Raw genomic sequence first — 18,178 nt, forward strand, 5'->3', positions numbered from 1 at the left:
CGACAGTCTGAATTTCCGTGCGATGCCATTTCTTCCGACGCTCTCGCCTATCTAGGACCTCGCCCCCACCGCTCTGGTCAGCATCGGAAAATGCTTGTTGCCGCCTGCGAATGGCGGGAATTTCACGAAGTCCGCACGCATGTGCTTGATCACGTCAGAGCCGAGTGCGTGCGCGAGGGCTTGCGGGCTGTCGAACACCAGCTTGTTGCGTTGCATGTGCTCGACGCGCTGCGATGGCAGCCGATCGACCCAGTCGATGCGGGTGTAGATCTCGATCTGGCGGACGTTCGGGAAGGTCCGCATGATCGACGGGTGGTGCTCGAGATAATGCAGGTTCCAGGCGTTCATATCCTCGGCCGGGCCGGGATAGTGCACGAGGTAACTGCACGGACTAGTCGTTCCCGCCGGATGCTCCGCGACATCGACGGGAAACGCGCGCGTCAACATCACTTGGTGTGTGACATCGAGTCCGGTGAGGCCGGATAGCCCGGCCCCTGTTGCCAGGCCGGCAAGGACGCCGCCGCGGTCCATCGCCGCCTCGCAGGCGAACAGGTCGGGAAACCGGAGTTGAAGCGCAAAGGCGGGGCCGGCGCCGTCTGCCTTGTAAGGATGGTCGACCGACTGTTCGAGCGGCGTGAACAGCATCGCCTCGGTCATGTCGGGGATCGAGCCGACGAGCTCCGCCACAGTGCCAACCTCATCAGGACGAACCCGCCGTTCGCCCGTGGAATCGGAGAATGCCATGAACAGCGAGATCATGCGGGCGTTGCCTCGGTTCCCTCGCCCACACTCACATGCGCCATCAGTGCGGCGCGAATGTCATCGGGCCATGGAATCGCATGATGATCGAGCAGCGAGGTCGCAGCAAGGATCTGGCGCGCGCGCCAGCGCGGGCCATTCGCGCCGGAGATGACATGCTCGAGATGGAGAGATGACCCACCGACCCTGATGATGCGCAGGTTGAACGTCAGGAGATCGCCGAACATCGACGGCCGGGAGAAATCGCAATTCAGGTGCACCGTGGGCGTTCCGATCTTCCGGACCGTGATCAGCTCCGGCCATGGAAAACCGATTCCAGCCCAGAAATCTTCGACGACGCCATTGAGAATGTTCAAATAGGACGGGAAGTACGCGATGCCCGAGGGATCGCAGTCTCCGAACCTGAGCTCGCGATCGAACGAAAAATTCGTCATCAGATCGCAACAACGGGGTGGCGGATGACACCGACGCCCTCGACGCCGGCCTCGACCACGTCGCCCGGCCAAAGCCATTCCTGCGGGCTCATGCCGGCGCCGACGCCTTCAGGCGTACCCGTGGCGATGATGTCGCCCGGCTCGAGCGTCATGCCCGACGAAATGTCCGATATCAGCACCGGAATGTCGAAGATCATGTATTTGGTGTTGGAGTCCTGCTTCATGACCCCGTTCTTGGTCAGCCACAGCCGCAGATCGTGTGGATCGGGAATCTCGTCGGCGGTCACGATGCAGGGGCCGAACGGCGCATAAGTGTCCATGCCCTTGGAGAAGATCCACTGTCCGGCGCGGCGATTGTCGCGCGCGGAAATGTCGATCATCACCGAATAGCCGAAGACGTGGTCCATCGCCTTATCGCTCGCGATGCGCGTTGCGGTCTTGCCGATGATGACGGCGAGCTCGACTTCCCAGTCGAGTTGCTGCGTCATCTTCGCATTGTGCTGGATCGCCGCGCCCGGGCCGATCACGGAGGTCGGCGGCTTGGAGAAGACGACCGGCTGCTTCGGCAGGTCCTTGTCCGTATCCAGGCTCTTGGCGGATTCCGCCACATGCGCCCGATAGTTCAGCCCGATGCCGAAGATGTTTTTCCGGGGCCGCGGGATCGGCGCCTGCAGCTTTACATCCTCGACCGCAACCGCCGAGCCGGCCGGGAAGCGGCCATCGGCGTCCGCCAGCGCATCCTTAAGCGCTGGCAGCAGGGTCACGCTGTTGTCGATGAACGACAACATATCACTCGGCCATGTCACGCCGCTGGACGCACCAAGGTGCTCGACATCGACGACCAGTCCATTGACGAGGGCTCCAAGACGGGCACCGCTGGCGCCCAAAGTGTAGGTGACGAGACGCATGAAAGCTTCTATCCGGCTGTTCTGGTTGAATTCTGCAAGGGCATGTCAGGCGGCAACCGACTGGTAACCGCCATTGTCGCCATAGGCCTCTTCCCGATAGAGCCCGAGGCCTTCGATGACGGGCAGGTCGTTGAAGCAGAACAGGCAGGCATCCTCGCTCGCCGAGGCATTGCCGTGCTCGTGCCAGGCCCAGGAGGGAACGCAGAAGATGTCGCGCTCTTCCCATTCGAGCCGCTTGCCGCCGATGATCGAATAGCCGCGCCCCTTGGCGACCTGGTAGATGAAGCTGCCGGTGTGCCGGTGCGACTTGGTCTTCTCCCCGGGGCGCAGCAGCTGCATGCTGGCACCGATCGTCTGCATCACATGCCCGCCGGTGACCGGGTTGACGTAGTTCATGAGGATGCCGTCATAGGGCGAGCCATCGGTCGCGGCCGCATATTTCTGCAAGGACTCGTAGGTCGGCTCCCACTCATATTTGAACATCGGCGAATAGCCCTTCGACCAGCGCGAGTCCGCCGGCCGAAGACCGGGATTGCCCCAGGTCCGGGTCATGTCGTCCACGGGATAGCCGGACGGCTCCTGCTGGATCTTCGGATGCACGACGAAGAAATTGGCTTCCAGCGCGTTGACGAGCGGGATGTCCAAGCCGTCCTGCCAGATGCAGACCGAGCCGTTGCCTTCGACGCCATGCTCGTGCCAGGTGCCGTTCGGCGTCAGCACGAAATCCCGCGCGCCCAGCGTCATCTTGTGACCGTCGACGATGGTGTAGGCGCCCGCGCCTTCCATGATGAAGCGCAGCGCGGAGGCCGAGTGGGCGTGGGCGGAGGCGACCTCGCCGGGATGCATCACCTGCAATCCCGAATAGAGCCAGCCGACCGCGGCCGACACGTCGCGCCGTCCGGGATTGTTGAGATAGATCACCCGCCGGCCGGCTTTCTCGGGCGAGACCAATTCGACCGAGCGCAGCACGTGCTCGCGCAGATCCTTGTAGCGCCAGAGCACGGGAACCGAGGCCGATTGCGGCGCCCACGGCTCGATCTTGTTGGCGACGGTCCAGAGCGCTCCGGCTTCGTACCTTTCGAGATCCTTGTAATAGGCCTTGAGCTCGGGGGTGTCCTCGACATTGGCCCGGCCGATCACGTTCTCGCGCATCCTATCCTCCAAGTCCTGTCTTATGATCCCGCACCCTCAAGGGAACTAGCCCGTCATTCCGATTGACCTGGAATCGACGAGAAGCCCGCCTGCTCTTGTCCGGCGACGGCTTCCGGCTCTGCCAGACCGAGCGGCGTCTGCGGACGACGGTTGACCCGCAGATCGAAAATGTCGAACCGGTTATAGTGCCCGACGATGTCGTGCATCTGCTTCGGCTGGATGCAGCGCTCGAGGTCGATGTCGGCATAGACGATGCCCTCGTCGTCGATCAGCGAATCACCGACCACGCGCCCGTCCGGCCCGATGATGCCGGAGAATGCGCTCGACTTCCGTTGCAAACGTGCGCGTGCGTCGGGAACGACGGTCTCCATCGCCGCGATGATCTGCTCCGACACGGTCGAGCAGGAGACGATCGTAAAGATCTTGCCTTCGAAGGAGTGGGCAATCGCGCGCAATTTGATCGCCTCCGCCATGTCATAGTCAGGGGGCGCGACGGGGAGCGAGATGTAGCTGGCGACGTGTACGAGCTCGCCCTGCCCGAGCAGCGCAAAGCGTGCGAGCGTGTTGGTGTTCTCGCCGCAGGCCAGGCCTCCGAGACGCCCGATCTCGGTATCATAGACGCGCAGGCTCGACCCGTCACCGCCGGTCCAGGTCAGCTTCTCTGCCCAGGTCGGCACCAGCTTGCGATGCTTGCCGAGCAACGCGCCGTCAGGCCCGATGAAGACCAGCGTATTGTAGATCGCGCCGAGCGAGATCGGGCTGCGCTCGTTCACGCCGAGCACGACGTGGCATCCCGTATCGCGCGCGGCTTTTCGGACGATGTCGACCTCCGGCCCCGGCACCAGCACCGACGCCTTGGCGAGCTTCTCGAACCATGCACTGCCCGTGACGGGATCGGTGATCCAGTTCCAATAGGGATAGCCGGGAACGAACACTTCGGGGAACGCGACGAGCTTCGCCCCATTGGCTGCGGCCTCACGGACCAGTGAAGCCGCCTTCTCCGCGGTCGCGCTCGCGTTGAGATAGACTGGAGAAGCCTGGACGGCGGCAGCTTTAAAGCGAGGCAGCTTCAGCATCGGCCCTACCCTGTCGCTGGCCCATGACCGCCTAGTCGGAGGGTGGATCCGCAAGGGTGATAGCATGGCGCGGCGTTGACTTACTTCACATGTAAACGTATGCTATAGCATATTTCTGGAGGGTGCAATGGCTGAACGGTCTTTTGCTCGCGAGGTCGAGGATCTCAGGCTCGGCGACGGCGACACGTTCCGCGGCGAAGGCATCCTCGCCATCACCAAGGCGCTGCTGCAATCGGGCGTCGCCTATGTCGGCGGCTACCAGGGCTCGCCGATCTCGCATCTGATGGACGTGCTGGCCGACGCCAAGGACGTGCTCGACGATCTCGGCGTCGTATTCCAGAGCTCGGCCAACGAAGCCGCCGCCGCGGCGATGCTGTCGGCATCGGTGATGTATCCCCTGCGCGGCGCGGTTGCGTGGAAGTCGACCGTCGGCACCAACGTCGCCTCCGACGCTCTTGCCAACCTCGCCTCGGGCGGTGTCACCGGCGGCACCATGATCATCGTCGGCGAGGACTATGGCGAAGGCTCTTCCATCATGCAGGAGCGTACCCACGCCTTCGCGATGAAGTCGCAGATGTGGCTGCTCGATCCCCGCCCCGAGCATGAATGCATCGTCAATCTGATCGAGAAAGGCTTCGAGCTCTCCGAGTTCTCCAACACGCCGGTCATGCTGGAGGTACGCGTGCGCGCCTGCCACATGCACGGCAGCTTCGCCTGCAAGGACAATGTCAGGCCGGCGCACACCATCAAGGACGCGCTCAACAATCCCAAGCGTGACGTCAACCGCATCGTGCTGCCGCCGGCGGCCTATGAGCACGAGCAGGAGAAGATCAAGACGCGGATGCCCGCGGCTGTTGAATTCATTCGGGACCACAAGCTGAATGAGTGGATGGGGCCGAAGCAGGGCAAGGTCGGCATCATCATGCAAGGCGGCATGTACAACAACGTCATCCGCGCGCTGCAATATCTGGGGCTGTCGGATGCCTATGGCAACACGCAGATCCCGCTCTACGTCATGAACGTCACCTACCCCGTGATCGACACCGAGGTTGCGGAATTCTGCGTCGACAAGGACGCCGTGCTCATCGTCGAGGAAGGCCAGCCGGAATATCTGGAGCAGGCGATCAATACGGTCTTGCGCCGCAAGGACATCCAGGCGCGCGTCCACGGCAAGGACGTGCTGCCGATGGGCGGCGACTACACCGCACAGGTGCTGCTCGGCGGCGTCAGGGAATTCCTGGAGAAGACCGAGCCGCGGCTGCTCGGCAATCGGCCGCCGGCGCCGGACGCAGCGTCCGTGCTCAATCACCCCGCGGTCGAGAAGCTCAAGCAGGTGGTGCCGGCGCGCCCGCCCGGGCTTTGCACCGGCTGCCCGGAACGGCCGATCTTCGCCGCCATGAAGCTGGTCGAGGAAGAGCTCGGCCAGCACCACGTCTCCGCGGACATCGGCTGCCATCTGTTCTCGATCCTGCCGCCGTTCAACATCGGCGCGACCACGATGGGCTTCGGCCTCGGCCCGGCCTCGACCTCGGCCTTCAACGTCAAGGCCGACAAGCGCTCGATCGCGGTGATGGGCGACGGCGGCTTCTGGCACAACGGACTGACCAGCGGCATCGGCAATGCCGTGTTCAACAAGCATGACGGCGTGTTCGTCATCGTCGACAATTACTACACCTCGGCGACGGGCGGTCAGGACATCCTGTCCTCGCGCGCGGTCAACAAGCGCCGCAAGACCAACAATTCGATCGTGCAGGCGGTGAAGGGCATCGGCGGCCAGTGGGTGCGCCAGCTCGACCGCACCTACGACGTCGGCAAGATGCGCGACACGCTGAAGGAAGCGCTGACGACGAAAGAGGAAGGCCCGAAGGTCATCGTCGCTTCCTCCGAATGCATGCTGAACAAGCAGCGGCGCGTGAAGCCGCAGATTAACAAGGCGATCAAGGACGGAACGCGCGTCGTCAAGGAGCGCTTTGGCGTCGACGAAGACGTCTGCACCGGCGACCATGCCTGCATCCGCCTCTCCGGCTGCCCGTCGCTGTCGGTGAAGCAGCTCGACGACCCCTTGCGCGACGATCCGGTCGCGGCGATCGACAATTCCTGCGTCGGCTGCGGCAATTGCGGCGAGGTCTCCGAGGCCGCCGTGCTCTGCCCCTCGTTCTATCGAGCCGACGTCATCCATAATCCGACTCGCTGGGACATGTTCAAATCCAAGGTCGCCATGAGCGTGATCGGCTGGCTGCAGCGTCGGCGCGACCGCCGGCGGCCGGCACTCGAGGCACTGGCATGAGAGACGAGACGGTCCGGCTGGCTCTTCCCGCCGCAGGCGAAGCGACCGAGCGGCCGATCTCGATCGCGATTGTCGCGATGGGCGGCCAGGGCGGCGGCGTCCTGACCGACTGGATCGTTCAGCTCGCCGAGAACCATGGCTGGGTGGCGCAGTCCACCTCGGTGCCCGGCGTCGCCCAGCGCACCGGCGCCACCATCTACTATATCGAGGCGATGCCGCCGCTCGACGGCCGCAAGCCGATCCTGTCGCTGATGCCCACCCCGGGCGACGTCGACGTGGTGATGGCGGCGGAATTCATGGAGGCCGGGCGATCGATCCTCCGCGGCCTCGTGACGCCGGATCGCACCACGCTGATCGCGTCCAACCACCGCTCGTTTGCGATCGGCGAGAAGATCGCGCCGGGCAACGGCATCGCCGACGGCGGCGCCGTGACCGGTGCCATCGGAATTGCGGCGAAGACCGAGATCATCTTCGATCTGAACGCGCTGGCGATCGCGCATGGCAGCGTCATCTCGGCCGCGATGTTCGGCGCGCTCGCAGGCGCAGGCGTGCTGCCGTTCAGCCGCGACAGCTATCTCGACGTCATCCGCACCGGCGGCAAAGGCGCGAAGGCCAGCGTCGAGACTTTCGAGGCCGCCTTCGAGCGGGTCAAGACCGGCCCGACCGAAGTTACGGCGCCCGCGCAAGCCAAACCGGCCGACAATATCCCCTCTTCCGCGGCGCCCGATCCGCAGCTCGGCGAGCTTGTCGCAAGATTGAAACAGGAGCTGCCCGGGCCTGCACTCGCCATGGCTCGTGCAGGCTTGCGGAAGGTCGTCGACTTCCAGGACATCGCCTATGGCGGCGAATATCTCGACATCCTCAAGACGTTGCACGCAGCCGACCGAAACGCCGGCGGTGGCGCACATGCCTATGCCTTCACGGAAGCCGCGGCAAAGTACCTCGCCAACGCCATGACCTATGACGACGTCATCCGCGTCGCCGACCTCAAGACGCGCGCCGGCCGCCGCGCGCGCATCGAGAGCGAGCTCGAGATGTCGAACGGACAGGTGCTCCAGACCACCGAGTTCATGCATCCCCGCATGGAGGAAGTGATGGGCATGCTGCCGGCAGGCTTCGGCCGCTGGCTCGGCGCGCGGCCGCGCCTGCTCGGCTGGCTCGATCGCCGCGTCAACCGGGGACGCCGGGTGCGAACCTACTCGCTGCCCTGGTTCCTGGTCCTCTATGTCGTCGGCGGGATGCGCGGCCTGCGCCGCCGCTCGCTGCGTCACGCCATCGAGACGGCGCACCGGGATTCATGGCTCAAGGCCGCGACCGAGGCGGTCCGGACCAATTACCAGCTCGGCATCGAAATCCTGCAATGCCGACGCCTCGTCAAAGGCTATTCCGATACCCACAGCCGGGGGCTGTCGAAATTCGACAGGACGCTCGCGGCGATCAAGCTGGTGGAGCGCCGCGAGGATGCGGCCGACTGGGCGCGCCGCCTGCGGGAGGCTGCGCTGAAGGACAGCGCCGGAACGGCGCTCGACGGCGTGATCCAGACCATCAAGACTTTTGCATGATTCCACGGGCGCCGGACGCAGGATTGCATTGCCGTTCGCCTCGCAGGAGGTCAGGATCAGGCGGCTTGACTACGATTCTCAGATTGTTAATCGGAGCGAAAGACCCGCGGTAATTCCCTTCACTCGACGAGACATTCTGTACTCGATGGTCATGCGATGCCGGCAGCACTCAAAGAGAACGTTGTTCCCGTCCTTGGGCAGATCGAAACCCGGCTCTGGCTCCAATTGCTGTCGCTGCATGGTGAGCTGTTCGCCTCGCTCAATTCGATGCTGAACTCGGAGTTCGGCCTGTCGCTGGCAAAATTTGACGTGCTGGCCCAGCTCGATCGTTACCGGGATGGCCTGGCGCTCGGGCAATTGTCGCAAAATCTGAAGGTGACCGGCGGCAATGTCTCGGGGCTGGTGCAACGTCTTCTCGCCGACGACCTCATCAGCAGGGAGATGTCGAGCGAGGACCGGCGGTCCTTCATCGTGCGCCTGACGCCGAAAGGCGAAGCGCTGTTCCGGAAGGCGGCCGAAATCCACAAGAAGCATCTCGCCAAACGGCTCGAGAACGTCCCGGCCCGGGAGCTGGACACCGCGCTGTCCGTGCTGAAATCGCTTTCCTCAAAACTTCATACCGAGAGCAAGAAGCAAAGTCGCAAGAGATAATGGCCAGAGAATCCAAAAGCAGATGGAAGTCGGGTCCGCCGAGGACGAGGGAGCAGCTGCAAACCTATATTCCGTATCTGTTCAACCGGCTCGCCAATCGCTGGAACCTGGATCAGAACCGGGATTTGAGCGAGCACGGCATCAACAATGTCGTGTTCCGGACGCTGTCGGTGCTGTTCATCTACAGGACCCTCACCGTCAACGAGGTCGCCGTTCTCGCGGTGACCGAGCAGTCGACGGCGAGCCGCATGGTCGAGTCCATGGTGTCGTCGGGCCTCGTCAAGCGCGAGATCGCCGAGGAGGACCAGCGCCGCCGCGTCGTCGGCCTGACGCCGGATGGCGAAGCGCTGCTGCGCAAGATCTGGCCGATCATGGCGAACAATTACGACAAGCTGGTCGAGGGCATCGAGCCCGACGACATCGAGGTCTGCGCGCGCGTGCTGGCCAAGATGGTCGAGAATATCCGCCTGAACCAGATCTAGAGCTTGATGATTTTGGGCTCGATCGGTCTGGCGGCGGACTCAATACACCTCTCCCGTAGGGAGAGGTGTACCGGCGGGGCGAAGCTCCGTACCAATCTCGTCGTGCTTGAACGCTAAGGAACTACGGCCCAAGTCCGACGAGGCTGGTACCGCCGCAGACATAGAGCACCTGGCCGGTGACGAAATCGGAGTGCTCGTCGAGGAAGAACGAGATTGCGTGCGCGACATCCTCGCGCGAGCCGAGCCGCCCGACCGGAACGTTGCGCGCCATCCGCTCCTGCTGCTCGGAGCCCTTCGGGATGATGCCCCAGAAATTGTCCGTCAGGATCGGCCCCGGGGCGACGACATTGACGGTGATGCCGCTCGCGGCAAGCTCCAGCGCCCAGGTCCTTGCCATGCCGTGCACGCCGGCCTTGGTGGCCGAATAGGCCGAGCGCGTCGCTGCCCCCATCGCGGCGCGCGAAGAGACGAACACGATGCGCCCGAAGCGGCGCGCACGCATCCCTTCCAGCGCCGCCTGGGTCAGGAGCATCGGCGCGCCCAGATGCAACTGCGCCAGCATCAATATGTCTTCCGGCTTGGCGTCGGGCAGCAGGTTCGGCAGGATGATTCCGGCATTGTGGACCAGGCTGTCCACGGCGTGATCCCGGCAGATCTCCTGCGCGATCGCACGCGTCTGTTCGATATCGGTGAGGTCGGCGCGATAGGCCGCGAGCAGATCATGCGTCCAGCCGGGCTTCTCCAGCCCGACCGAGACCACGCGTTGCCCGCTCTCGACGAGCTTCTTCGCCAGGGCCTCGCCGATCCCCGAATTGCCGCCGGTGATGAGGGTGGTGCGGATCTCGCTCATGATCAGACCTTCTTGATCAGACCTGACGCTTCTTGAGGTCACGCAGGTCGAAGAACGCGCCCTCGGCCATCAGCTTCCCGACGAAATCCTTCAACCCGCCGCGCTGGATCTTCTCGGTCGCGGTCAGCGGCAGGCTGTCGGCGAAGCAGATCCACCCCGGCGCCTTGTAATAGGCCATCTGCTCGAGGCTCCAGCGCACGATCTCTTCGGCGAGCGCGCGGTCCGCGCCGGCCTTCTCAGTGATGATGATTGCGGCAACCTCGTCGCCGCGCACCTGGTCCGGCGTCGCCGCAACCGCGGCCTGCCGGATCGCGGGATGGCGGTTGAGGACGGATTCGACCTCGACCGCGGCAATGTTCTCGCCGGAGCGACGGATCACGTTCTTCTTGCGATCGACGAAGTGCAGGTCGCCGTCCGCATCGCGCGAAACGATATCGCCGGTGTGCAGCCAGCCGCCGGCCCACGCCTCGGTGGTGGCAGCCTCGTTCTTGAGATATTCGCGGAAGAAACCGTAGCGCGGATCGGCGCCGGCGCGCCGCACCAACAGCTCGCCGGGCACATCCACCGGCGCATCATTGCCGCGGTCATCAACGATCCGAACCTCGATCTCGGGGGCCGGGCGACCAAAACAGCTGGTGCCGACCTTGCGCGGCTCGACATTGGCGGCGATGACGCCGCCGCTGCCGGTCTCGGTCATCGCCCAGGCCTCCAGCAGCGGAAAGCCGAAGCGCTGCTCGAACGTGGCATGCAGCAGCTTGTCGACGCCGGCGCCGAAGCCGAAGCGCACGCTGTGCGCGCGGTCCAGCTCCGATGGTGGCGCGCTCATCAGCATCGAGGGCATCACGCCGAGATAATGCAGGCAGGTGGCCTGGCTGTCGCGCACCGAGGCCCACCAGCTGCGCGGGTGGAAGCGATCGAGCATGGTCAGGCAGCCGCCGACCGACAGCATCGCCATCAGAGACACCGCCATCGCGTTCATGTGGAACAGCGGCAGCGGCGTGATCATACGCTCGCCGTCTGGCTTGAGGTCGATCAGCCCGCCGACGTCGCGATACCAGTTTCCGCAATGCAGGAAATAGATGTTGGTGAGGACGCAGCCCTTGGGCTGGCCCGTCGTCCCCGACGTATAGAGCAGCGCGCATTCGCTCCCCTCGCTTGCGGCGGCGGGGGGCCGCGCACCGCCGAACGGTGCGGGAACGTCGTCCTGATCGGCCACGACAGCGATCGGCCGGCCGGCCTGACGCGCGGCCAGCGCCACCTCCTCGCGCCGTTCGGCGAGGACGAACGCAGCATTCATCTCGGAATGCGAGATGATGTATTCGAGCTCGCTGCGACGAAGGTCCGGATTGATCGGCACCACCGAGACGCCGAGCGCATTGAGCGCGAACCACAGCTCGATGAAGACGGGCCTGTTCTGGAGCAGCAGCCCGACCCGGTGGCCTTCGCCGTAACCGCGGCCAGCAAACGCCGCGCGCCGGCGCTCGACCCGCTCGAGCATCGCGCGGTAGGAAATCTCGCCCGCCGCAATGCCGTAGATGCCTGCTGTCTCCGGCAGCACGTTGAGGAAGCCGGCTTCGCCACGGCGGAGCGCGGTCTCTCGAAAACGGGCATGGACGGTGGTCGCAGCGGTCAAGGCAGCCTCACATGAAAAGCTGGATATTGCCGAACGGCGCATCGAAATTGACGAGATCGACGCGCTTGAGCTTGATCTTCAGGGCATCGCCGACCTGCACGAGCTCGTGCGAGGCCCATCCCGAATAGCGCTCCAGCATATCGCCACGCGTTTCGGTGTAGATGTAGGAGGTTCGTGCCTTGAACACGCCGGCAGCAGGATCGTACGCGACGATCCGCGGAGCCTGGAGCAGATGATGGCAACGGCTCTTCGGCTTCTGGCTGAAGGTGCGCTCGCCGGCGAGCCGCTCGACCCGCACCTTCAGCAGCAGCAGATCCTCGTACATCAGTGACGGCTGCAGCACCGGATCCTGCTGCTGCCATTCGAGCGGCATCCAGTAACGCCCTTCGGGGTGAAACAGATCGAGCCAGGCCTGCCACTCCATCGCGTCGAGCAGCTCGGCCTCGCGATAGATGAAGTCCGTGATGGTGTTCTCGCCGATCATTCCGCGGCCTCGATGCGCTCGTCCATGCCCATGGTGATGAACTTCGCCCAGGCGTGAAACTGGTTCCGCATCTGCCGCTCGGACGTGCCGTTGATCACCGCCGTGACGTCCTGCTCTTCATGGCCGTCGTAGAGCCGCCGCAGATTGACCCATTGATTGCCGTTGGACTTCAGTCCCTCCTGCGCCCGCTCATACATTTCGAGGTCGTCGTGGCCGACGATCGAGGTCGGCGCGTTGATGAAGCGGTTGTACATCAATGCGCGCTCGTAGAGCTTGTCGGGCGCGCCGACCAGGCGATAGACCCAGCTCTCGACCAGCGTCTTGTCGACCGCGATGGGGATGAAATTGCGCAGGATCTGGACCGCGCCCTTCACCATGATGTTCGGGAAGTAGACGGTGTTGTGCCTGACTTCGCCAAGGATCTCATGCGCGCGCTGCTCGCCATAGGCCGCGACCATCTGGTCGAGATAGCCCGGGATATCCGAATAGTTCGAATGGATGGAGTTGGCGACGCCGGTGTGGCCGTGGCCGTTCGGCCAGATCCGGATGCCGCTCTGCTCGTAGAACTCGTACGGGCTCATGAAGGGACCGTAGAGCTGCACCGCCATCGGTGTTTCCGTGGAATCGCCCTGCTCGCGCTTCCAGACCTTGACCGCGGTGCCGGCCGAGCTCTCATGCGCCACCATCGGATGGCAGGTGTCGGTCTGGTTCTCGACCAGCATCTTCCAATTGCACGTGTGCATGTAGCGGATCGGCGTCGCCTGGACTGCGAGCTTCCCCTCCGGCGAGCGGTCGACCATGTTGTCGATGGTCGAAAGACTTTCGCCGAAATAATTCTCAAAGGAGACGCCGTCATCGCTCAGGCGAGCGAAGATGAAATCGCGGTAGATCACGACGTTCCTGATCTTCGACAGCCCCTCATTCGCCTGGGTGTCGCCGAAGCCGGTGCCCTCGTAGCCTTTCTTCAGCGGGATCGCGAGCAGCGAGCCGTCGGTCTTGAAGGACCATGCGTGATAAGGGCAGCGGAAGAACTTTCCGGTGTTGCCGCAGGGTTCGGACGCGATCTTCACGCCTTTGTGCGGGCAGCGATTGTAGAACACATGGATGGAGCCGTCGCTATGGCGGCTGGCCATGACCGGCTGCCGGCCGATATTGGCCGTGATGAAATCGCCGGGTTTTGCAAGTTGACTGGCATGGCCGACATAGACCCAGCTGTTGGGAAACAGGTGCTCCATCTCGAGCTCGAAGATCTCGGGGTCGACATAGACGTCGCGATACACCTCGGCCTCGCGCACCAGCGCCGCAATCGCGTGGGCATTCCCACCGTATCTTTTCATGGCGTCCCTCGCATCCCCTAGAGATCCAGCACCAGACGTTCCGACTTCGCGCGTGACACGCAGATCTGCATGACCTTGTTGGACGCCCTCTCCTCGTCACTAAGGATGACGTCGCGATGATCGGGGACTCCCGCGATCACGCCGCACTGGCAGATGCCGCAATCGCCGCGCCGGCAGTCGTAGAGCACGTCGAAACCAGCCGCCTCCAGCGCCTCGATGATGCTCTGCCCCGCCGCAACGCCGACGACCTGCCCGGTCGACTTGATCTCGACCTCGAACGGCCGGTCAGGCGACAGCGGCTGCTCGGATTTGAAGAGCTCGTAATGAACGCGGTCGGCTGACACGCCGGCGGCGGCCGCACCGGCCTTCACCGCGTCGATCATGCCCGAAGGGCCGCAAACATAGACGTGGGCGTTTGCCGCGGCATCGCCGAGCGCCGCGACAAGGTCGAGGCGGGACTCATCGCTGTCGTAGTGGACGGACAGCCCTCCGGCGCAGATCTCCTGCAATTGCGGCAGGAACGCCAGCAATCCTGGCGTGCGCCCCGCATAGTGCAGGCGATATGAGCTTCCTCGCGCCGCCAGCTCCGCCGCCATCGACAGAACAGGCGTGATGCCGATGCCGCCGGCGAACAGCAGCGCCGGCGCTGCTCCCTCGTGCAGCCGAAAATTGTTGACCGGCGCGCTCGCCTTCACGACGTCGCCGACCTTGAGCGCGTGCATGAACTGCGAGCCGCCGCTCGAAGCCTCCTCGCGCAGGACACCAAGCGCCAGCGCATCTTCGGGAAGACCGGGCAACGCCATCAGCGAGTACGGCCGGTCTCCGCCATTCGGGAGCGCCACGCGGAGATGCGCGCCTGCCTGCCATTGCGGCACGACGCCGTCCTCCACACCAAACACAAGGCTCCGTATGAACGGCGTCTCCGCGACATACGACCTGACCTTGAGCTTGAGCGGATGCACGTCCATTCAGGCATCTCATGGATTATATGAATTTGCATATTTTTAGACATGTAATAATTCGCTGTCAATCGTCAACGCGGGGGGCAGGTCCGGATGATGCAATCAATGGACCGCCAGCCGGGTTCTCAGGGTCTCTCCCTCAAGCCGATCGAAGACGCATTCGGCGACCTTCCGGTGACAGCGCCGGCCCGGACCTGCAACCTCCTCAAATTGCTATTCGAGGCAGCCACCTGAACTCGTTCGTGTTGCAGCCGTCTCCCGGGGAGCCGCCGGCAACGCTTGGGAAGCCTTGAAAACAAACGTAGATCTTTTCGACATGACGCAACATGGAATCCGTGCGAATGCGTCATGGCGACCGTTTGGATCCGAAAAGGCGGGTCCAAGTTTACATTTCCCCGCATTGCCCGGATCAAGGCGACGCTGCAAGCCTCTGCTCTACGATTTCAAATCGTACTGATGCGCCATCTCCTCGCAGGTAAGAAACGAGACACGGGGTAGATCTCGTAGCCACGACAAGAGCCTGTCCAGCGCTGCGATCCGGCTCGCCCGCGCGCTGCCATAGTCGCTGCGCGGATGCAGCGTCAGCGTGATCAGGCAACGCTCGCGATGCATCGCCTCGATCTCCTCGCGCCACATCTTCATGACGCGGTCATGGGTCTGGCGCTGGCCGTAGAGCGTCGCATCGATCAGGATCTCCGCATGCGGCACCTCGACCATGCCGCGGCCACCATCGGCATCGAGCCGGTACGGATGGTCGTCGTCCTGGAAGCTCGAATCATAGCGATAGCCGAGATCGGCGAGGTGCCCGAGCGTGCGTTCGGTGAGGCGGCCATGCGGGGCCCGGAAGCCGCGCGGCGCGCGGCCGACAATCCGCGACAGCGCCCGATGCGTGCGCTCCAGCAGCGCGCGCTCGTCGATGCCGGCCGCGGCCATCTCTTCCATCGCCCAGCCGTGCGCGGCGATTTCGTGTCCGCGGCCGGCGAGCGCGGCGATGTAGGCGGGATTGGCCTCCGCCTCCGCGCCGGGAACGAACACGGTGGATTTGATGCCGTGGCGGTCGAGCAGCCCGAACAGTCGCTCGCAACCAACCGCGTAGGCGTATTTGCCGTAAGAGGCGCGGCCGAACAGCGTGTCTTCCCCAAGCTGGGTCAGCTCCACCGTCTTGCCCTGCAGGTTGACGGTCACGATGACGGGAACGGCTGGCTTGCTCATTGTCCGCTCCAGTCCCGCTGCCAGTCGGTCGGACGCTTCAGACACCATTCCGCCAGCTCAAGCATGCCGACGAAGCGTACGCCTTCGTGGCGCTTGGCATATGCGATCAAGCCCTCGACCGCCGCGACGCGCGCCGGCGATCCCGAGCCGTAACCGACGCGCGGGTGGAAGGTCAGGTTGTAGTAGCCGCCCTCGGCGTAGATGGCGTCGAACTCCTGTTGCCAGTGCACCTGCACCTCCGACGGCGGTGTGTAGCTGACACGGTAGAACGGAAAATCGTCCAGGCTCGATGTGTTGTTGGGCAGGCAGACATAGTCGCTGCGCTCCTCGCCGTCATAGCGCGCGAGATAAGGCAGGTCGAAATCCTTGTCGCTGGAATCGTAGACATAGCCGAGCTCGCGGAGCTTGCGCAGCGTGCGCGCGGTCTTGTGTCCGGACGGCGAGCGCCATCCCCGCGGCGCGATGCCGGTGATTTCCGTGAGCAGCCGGTGCGTCCGTTCCAGCAGCTCCGGCTCGGCATCGCCGGGATCGACACCTTCATGAAAATAACCGTGCGAGCCGATCTCGATGCCCGAGCGCGAGATGTCGCGAACAAGATCAGGGCTCTCCTCGGCATCATAGCCGGAGACGTAGAACGTCCAGGGCACGCTGTGGCGCGCAAACATGTCGACGAAGCGCGGGATGCCGCATTTGGCGGAATAGCGGCCGTGGGAGCGCGCCCCGAGCGGCAGCTGGCCGCGGCCGCGTTCGAGCGAGGTGCCGTCGAAATCGAGCGTGAGCCCGACCACGCAGCGCGCGCCGTCCGGCCAGGCATGTTGCCTGCGCTGGGCAAGGGAGATCATCTGACAACCTCGACGTTCCAGAAGCGGGGTTTGCGGCCGGCCCACGGCGCATAGCCCCGCACTCTGGGCGACACCGCCGAGACGTTGACGCCGGAGCTCCACACGATCATCGGCGCATCGTCGACGAACAGCTTGTGAAGCACATCGAACAGCGGCTGGCGCGCCTCCGGTGCGGGCGTCTCCATCAGCTTGGCCAGCAGCTCGATCGCATCGCTATTGCCCCAGACACGATCCGGCTGCACGGCCTTGTCACCGATGAAGCGGTCGAGGCCGAACACCGGATCGAGATAGGGCGTGTAGTTCCAGACCATCAGCTGATAGTCACCCTTGTTGTAGCGGCTGAGCTGGGCCGCGAACTCGACCACCTCGACCGAGAGATTGAGGCCCGCCTGCTGCGCCATCGCCTGCACCAGAACGGCGACGTCGTTCATCACCGGAAACCGTGAATTGGTGGTGATCCTGATCGGCTCGCCCGTGTAGCCCGCCTCGGCCAGCAGCTTCTTCGCGCGCGCGATGTCGAGGCTTTGGCCGGCCTGCTCCACCGCACCGTAGTAGCGGCTCGAGAGCGGCACGAGCGAGGTGCTTGGCTTAGCGTAACCGTCGGTCAGACTGTCGCTCATACTGGCATAATCGAGCGAGGCCGCGATCGCCTCGCGGATGCGCTTGTCCTTGAGCAGCGGATCTTTCGTCTGCATCACGATCGCATTCAGCGAAGCGACCGGAGCCGAGGCGATCACGAGGCCCGCCGACTTCAGCTCGCCGGCGAATTTCGGATCCATCGACGGCCAGAGGTCGAGATTGCCGGACTGGATCGCGGCCTTCGCTGCCGCCGGATCGGGAACGATGGACAGCCTGACACGGTCGACCTTGGGAGGCTTGGCTCCAGCGAGGCCGTCGGCCGGCTCACTGCGCGCCGCATAGGCCTCGTTGCGGACCAGCTCGATGAACTGGCCGCGGCGCCATTCGGCAAGCTTGAACGGGCCGGTGCCGATCGCCTTCTGCCAAGTCCCGTCGGGTCCGGCCGAGTCCGGATGCGCGATGCCGGTGCCATCGCAATCGGCCCGCGCCATCGCACTGAGGAAGGCGCCGCTCGGCTCTTCAAGCCGGAATACGACCTGCTCCGGCGACGGCGCCGTGATCTCGACAATCTTGATCTTGCGCGTGCCGTCGAAATTGGTCCGGCACGGCCAGGCGGATTTCGGATCGAGGAAGCGCTCCCAGGTCCACGCCACCTCGCGCGAGGTCAGCGGCGCACCGTTGTGGAAGGTCACGCCCTCGCGCAGCGTAAAGGTGTAGGTGCGCCCGTCCGCCGACGTCTCGATCGCCCTGGCCAGCATCGGGGCAACGGTGCCGTCGCTGCGCCAGGCGACGAGGCCTTCATAGATCTGTTGCAGCACGAGGCCGGTGTTGTCGTCAGGGCTGTTGCCGGGCATCAGGCCGCGGATGTCGGTGGTGACCACGCTGCGCAGGACGCTCTCGGCGCAGGCCGCGGACAGCGACGCAAGCACCAGGCACAACGCAACGACAAACCGTTTCATACGCAAGAT

The 18,178-nt window shown here is 64.1% G+C and carries 17 protein-coding genes; 4 read left to right on the forward strand and 13 right to left on the reverse strand.

Going from position 1 to position 18,178, the window contains the following annotated elements; all coding sequences use genetic code 11:
* Positions 1-51: 51 nt before the first annotated feature.
* From N2604_RS31400 to N2604_RS31420, 5 genes are read right to left on the reverse strand one after another with little or no spacing between them, the layout of a single operon-like run.
* Positions 52-759 carry a hypothetical protein gene (locus N2604_RS31400; protein ID WP_260371880.1) on the reverse strand — a complete coding sequence of 236 codons (708 nt, stop codon included), beginning with the start codon at positions 757-759 and terminating at the stop codon, positions 52-54.
* Positions 756-1,193 (reverse strand): thioesterase family protein, encoded by a 438-nt coding sequence (locus N2604_RS31405; protein ID WP_260371881.1) that lies wholly within the window; start codon positions 1,191-1,193, stop codon positions 756-758. The genes N2604_RS31400 and N2604_RS31405 overlap by 4 nt, the downstream gene beginning before the upstream one ends.
* On the reverse strand, positions 1,193-2,101 hold the full coding sequence (locus tag N2604_RS31410; protein WP_260371882.1) for a fumarylacetoacetate hydrolase family protein: 909 nt from the start codon (positions 2,099-2,101) through the stop codon (positions 1,193-1,195). The genes N2604_RS31405 and N2604_RS31410 overlap by 1 nt, the downstream gene beginning before the upstream one ends.
* Before the next feature lie 45 nt (positions 2,102-2,146).
* Positions 2,147-3,253, reverse strand: a complete 1,107-nt coding sequence (locus N2604_RS31415) for a cupin domain-containing protein (protein WP_260371883.1) — start codon at positions 3,251-3,253, stop codon at positions 2,147-2,149.
* Between the two features lie 53 nt (positions 3,254-3,306).
* Entirely contained in the window at positions 3,307-4,329 is a 1,023-nt protein-coding gene (locus N2604_RS31420) for a carbon-nitrogen hydrolase family protein (protein ID WP_260371884.1), read from the reverse strand.
* Between the two features lie 127 nt (positions 4,330-4,456).
* On the opposite strand from N2604_RS31420, the gene N2604_RS31425 reads away from it, so the two are divergent.
* The 4 genes from N2604_RS31425 (at position 4,457) to N2604_RS31440 (ending at position 9,311) form a co-directional block, all read left to right on the forward strand.
* The gene (locus tag N2604_RS31425) at positions 4,457-6,616 is read left to right on the forward strand and encodes an indolepyruvate ferredoxin oxidoreductase subunit alpha (protein WP_260371885.1); all 2,160 of its coding nucleotides are present in this window, start codon (positions 4,457-4,459) and stop codon (positions 6,614-6,616) included.
* The gene (locus N2604_RS31430) at positions 6,613-8,178 is read left to right on the forward strand and encodes an indolepyruvate oxidoreductase subunit beta family protein (protein ID WP_260371886.1); all 1,566 of its coding nucleotides are present in this window, start codon (positions 6,613-6,615) and stop codon (positions 8,176-8,178) included. Before N2604_RS31425 ends, N2604_RS31430 begins: the two co-directional genes overlap by 4 nt.
* Before the next feature lie 156 nt (positions 8,179-8,334).
* Positions 8,335-8,829: a MarR family winged helix-turn-helix transcriptional regulator gene (locus tag N2604_RS31435; protein ID WP_260371887.1), complete on the forward strand. Its 495-nt coding sequence runs from the start codon at positions 8,335-8,337 to the stop codon at positions 8,827-8,829.
* Complete coding sequence (locus N2604_RS31440; RefSeq protein WP_260371888.1) at positions 8,829-9,311, forward strand: MarR family winged helix-turn-helix transcriptional regulator; 483 nt, start codon at positions 8,829-8,831, stop codon at positions 9,309-9,311. Before N2604_RS31435 ends, N2604_RS31440 begins: the two co-directional genes overlap by 1 nt.
* 121 nt (positions 9,312-9,432) lie before the next feature.
* Here N2604_RS31440 and N2604_RS31445 read toward each other — a convergent pair whose 3' ends face one another.
* The 8 genes from N2604_RS31445 to N2604_RS31480 form a co-directional block, all read right to left on the reverse strand.
* On the reverse strand, positions 9,433-10,161 hold the full coding sequence (locus N2604_RS31445; RefSeq protein WP_260371889.1) for an SDR family NAD(P)-dependent oxidoreductase: 729 nt from the start codon (positions 10,159-10,161) through the stop codon (positions 9,433-9,435).
* A 16-nt stretch (positions 10,162-10,177) separates the two neighbouring features.
* Positions 10,178-11,794, reverse strand: coding sequence for an ATP-dependent acyl-CoA ligase (locus tag N2604_RS31450; protein ID WP_260371890.1), 1,617 nt, complete (start codon positions 11,792-11,794; stop codon positions 10,178-10,180).
* A 7-nt stretch (positions 11,795-11,801) separates the two neighbouring features.
* Complete coding sequence (locus tag N2604_RS31455) at positions 11,802-12,278, reverse strand: aromatic-ring-hydroxylating dioxygenase subunit beta (protein ID WP_260371891.1); 477 nt, start codon at positions 12,276-12,278, stop codon at positions 11,802-11,804.
* The gene (locus N2604_RS31460) at positions 12,275-13,615 is read right to left on the reverse strand and encodes a Rieske 2Fe-2S domain-containing protein (RefSeq protein WP_260371892.1); all 1,341 of its coding nucleotides are present in this window, start codon (positions 13,613-13,615) and stop codon (positions 12,275-12,277) included. The genes N2604_RS31455 and N2604_RS31460 overlap by 4 nt, the downstream gene beginning before the upstream one ends.
* Before the next feature lie 17 nt (positions 13,616-13,632).
* The gene (locus N2604_RS31465) at positions 13,633-14,583 is read right to left on the reverse strand and encodes a PDR/VanB family oxidoreductase (protein WP_260371893.1); all 951 of its coding nucleotides are present in this window, start codon (positions 14,581-14,583) and stop codon (positions 13,633-13,635) included.
* Positions 14,584-15,012: 429 nt separating this feature from the next.
* Positions 15,013-15,789: a polysaccharide deacetylase family protein gene (locus N2604_RS31470; RefSeq protein WP_260371894.1), complete on the reverse strand. Its 777-nt coding sequence runs from the start codon at positions 15,787-15,789 to the stop codon at positions 15,013-15,015.
* The gene (locus N2604_RS31475; RefSeq protein WP_260371895.1) at positions 15,786-16,631 is read right to left on the reverse strand and encodes a polysaccharide deacetylase family protein; all 846 of its coding nucleotides are present in this window, start codon (positions 16,629-16,631) and stop codon (positions 15,786-15,788) included. The genes N2604_RS31470 and N2604_RS31475 overlap by 4 nt, the downstream gene beginning before the upstream one ends.
* Positions 16,628-18,169: an ABC transporter substrate-binding protein gene (locus N2604_RS31480; protein ID WP_260371896.1), complete on the reverse strand. Its 1,542-nt coding sequence runs from the start codon at positions 18,167-18,169 to the stop codon at positions 16,628-16,630. The genes N2604_RS31475 and N2604_RS31480 overlap by 4 nt, the downstream gene beginning before the upstream one ends.
* Positions 18,170-18,178 lie beyond the last annotated feature (9 nt).

The organism is Bradyrhizobium sp. CB1015 (assembly GCF_025200925.1).
Lineage (GTDB): Bacteria > Pseudomonadota > Alphaproteobacteria > Rhizobiales > Xanthobacteraceae > Bradyrhizobium.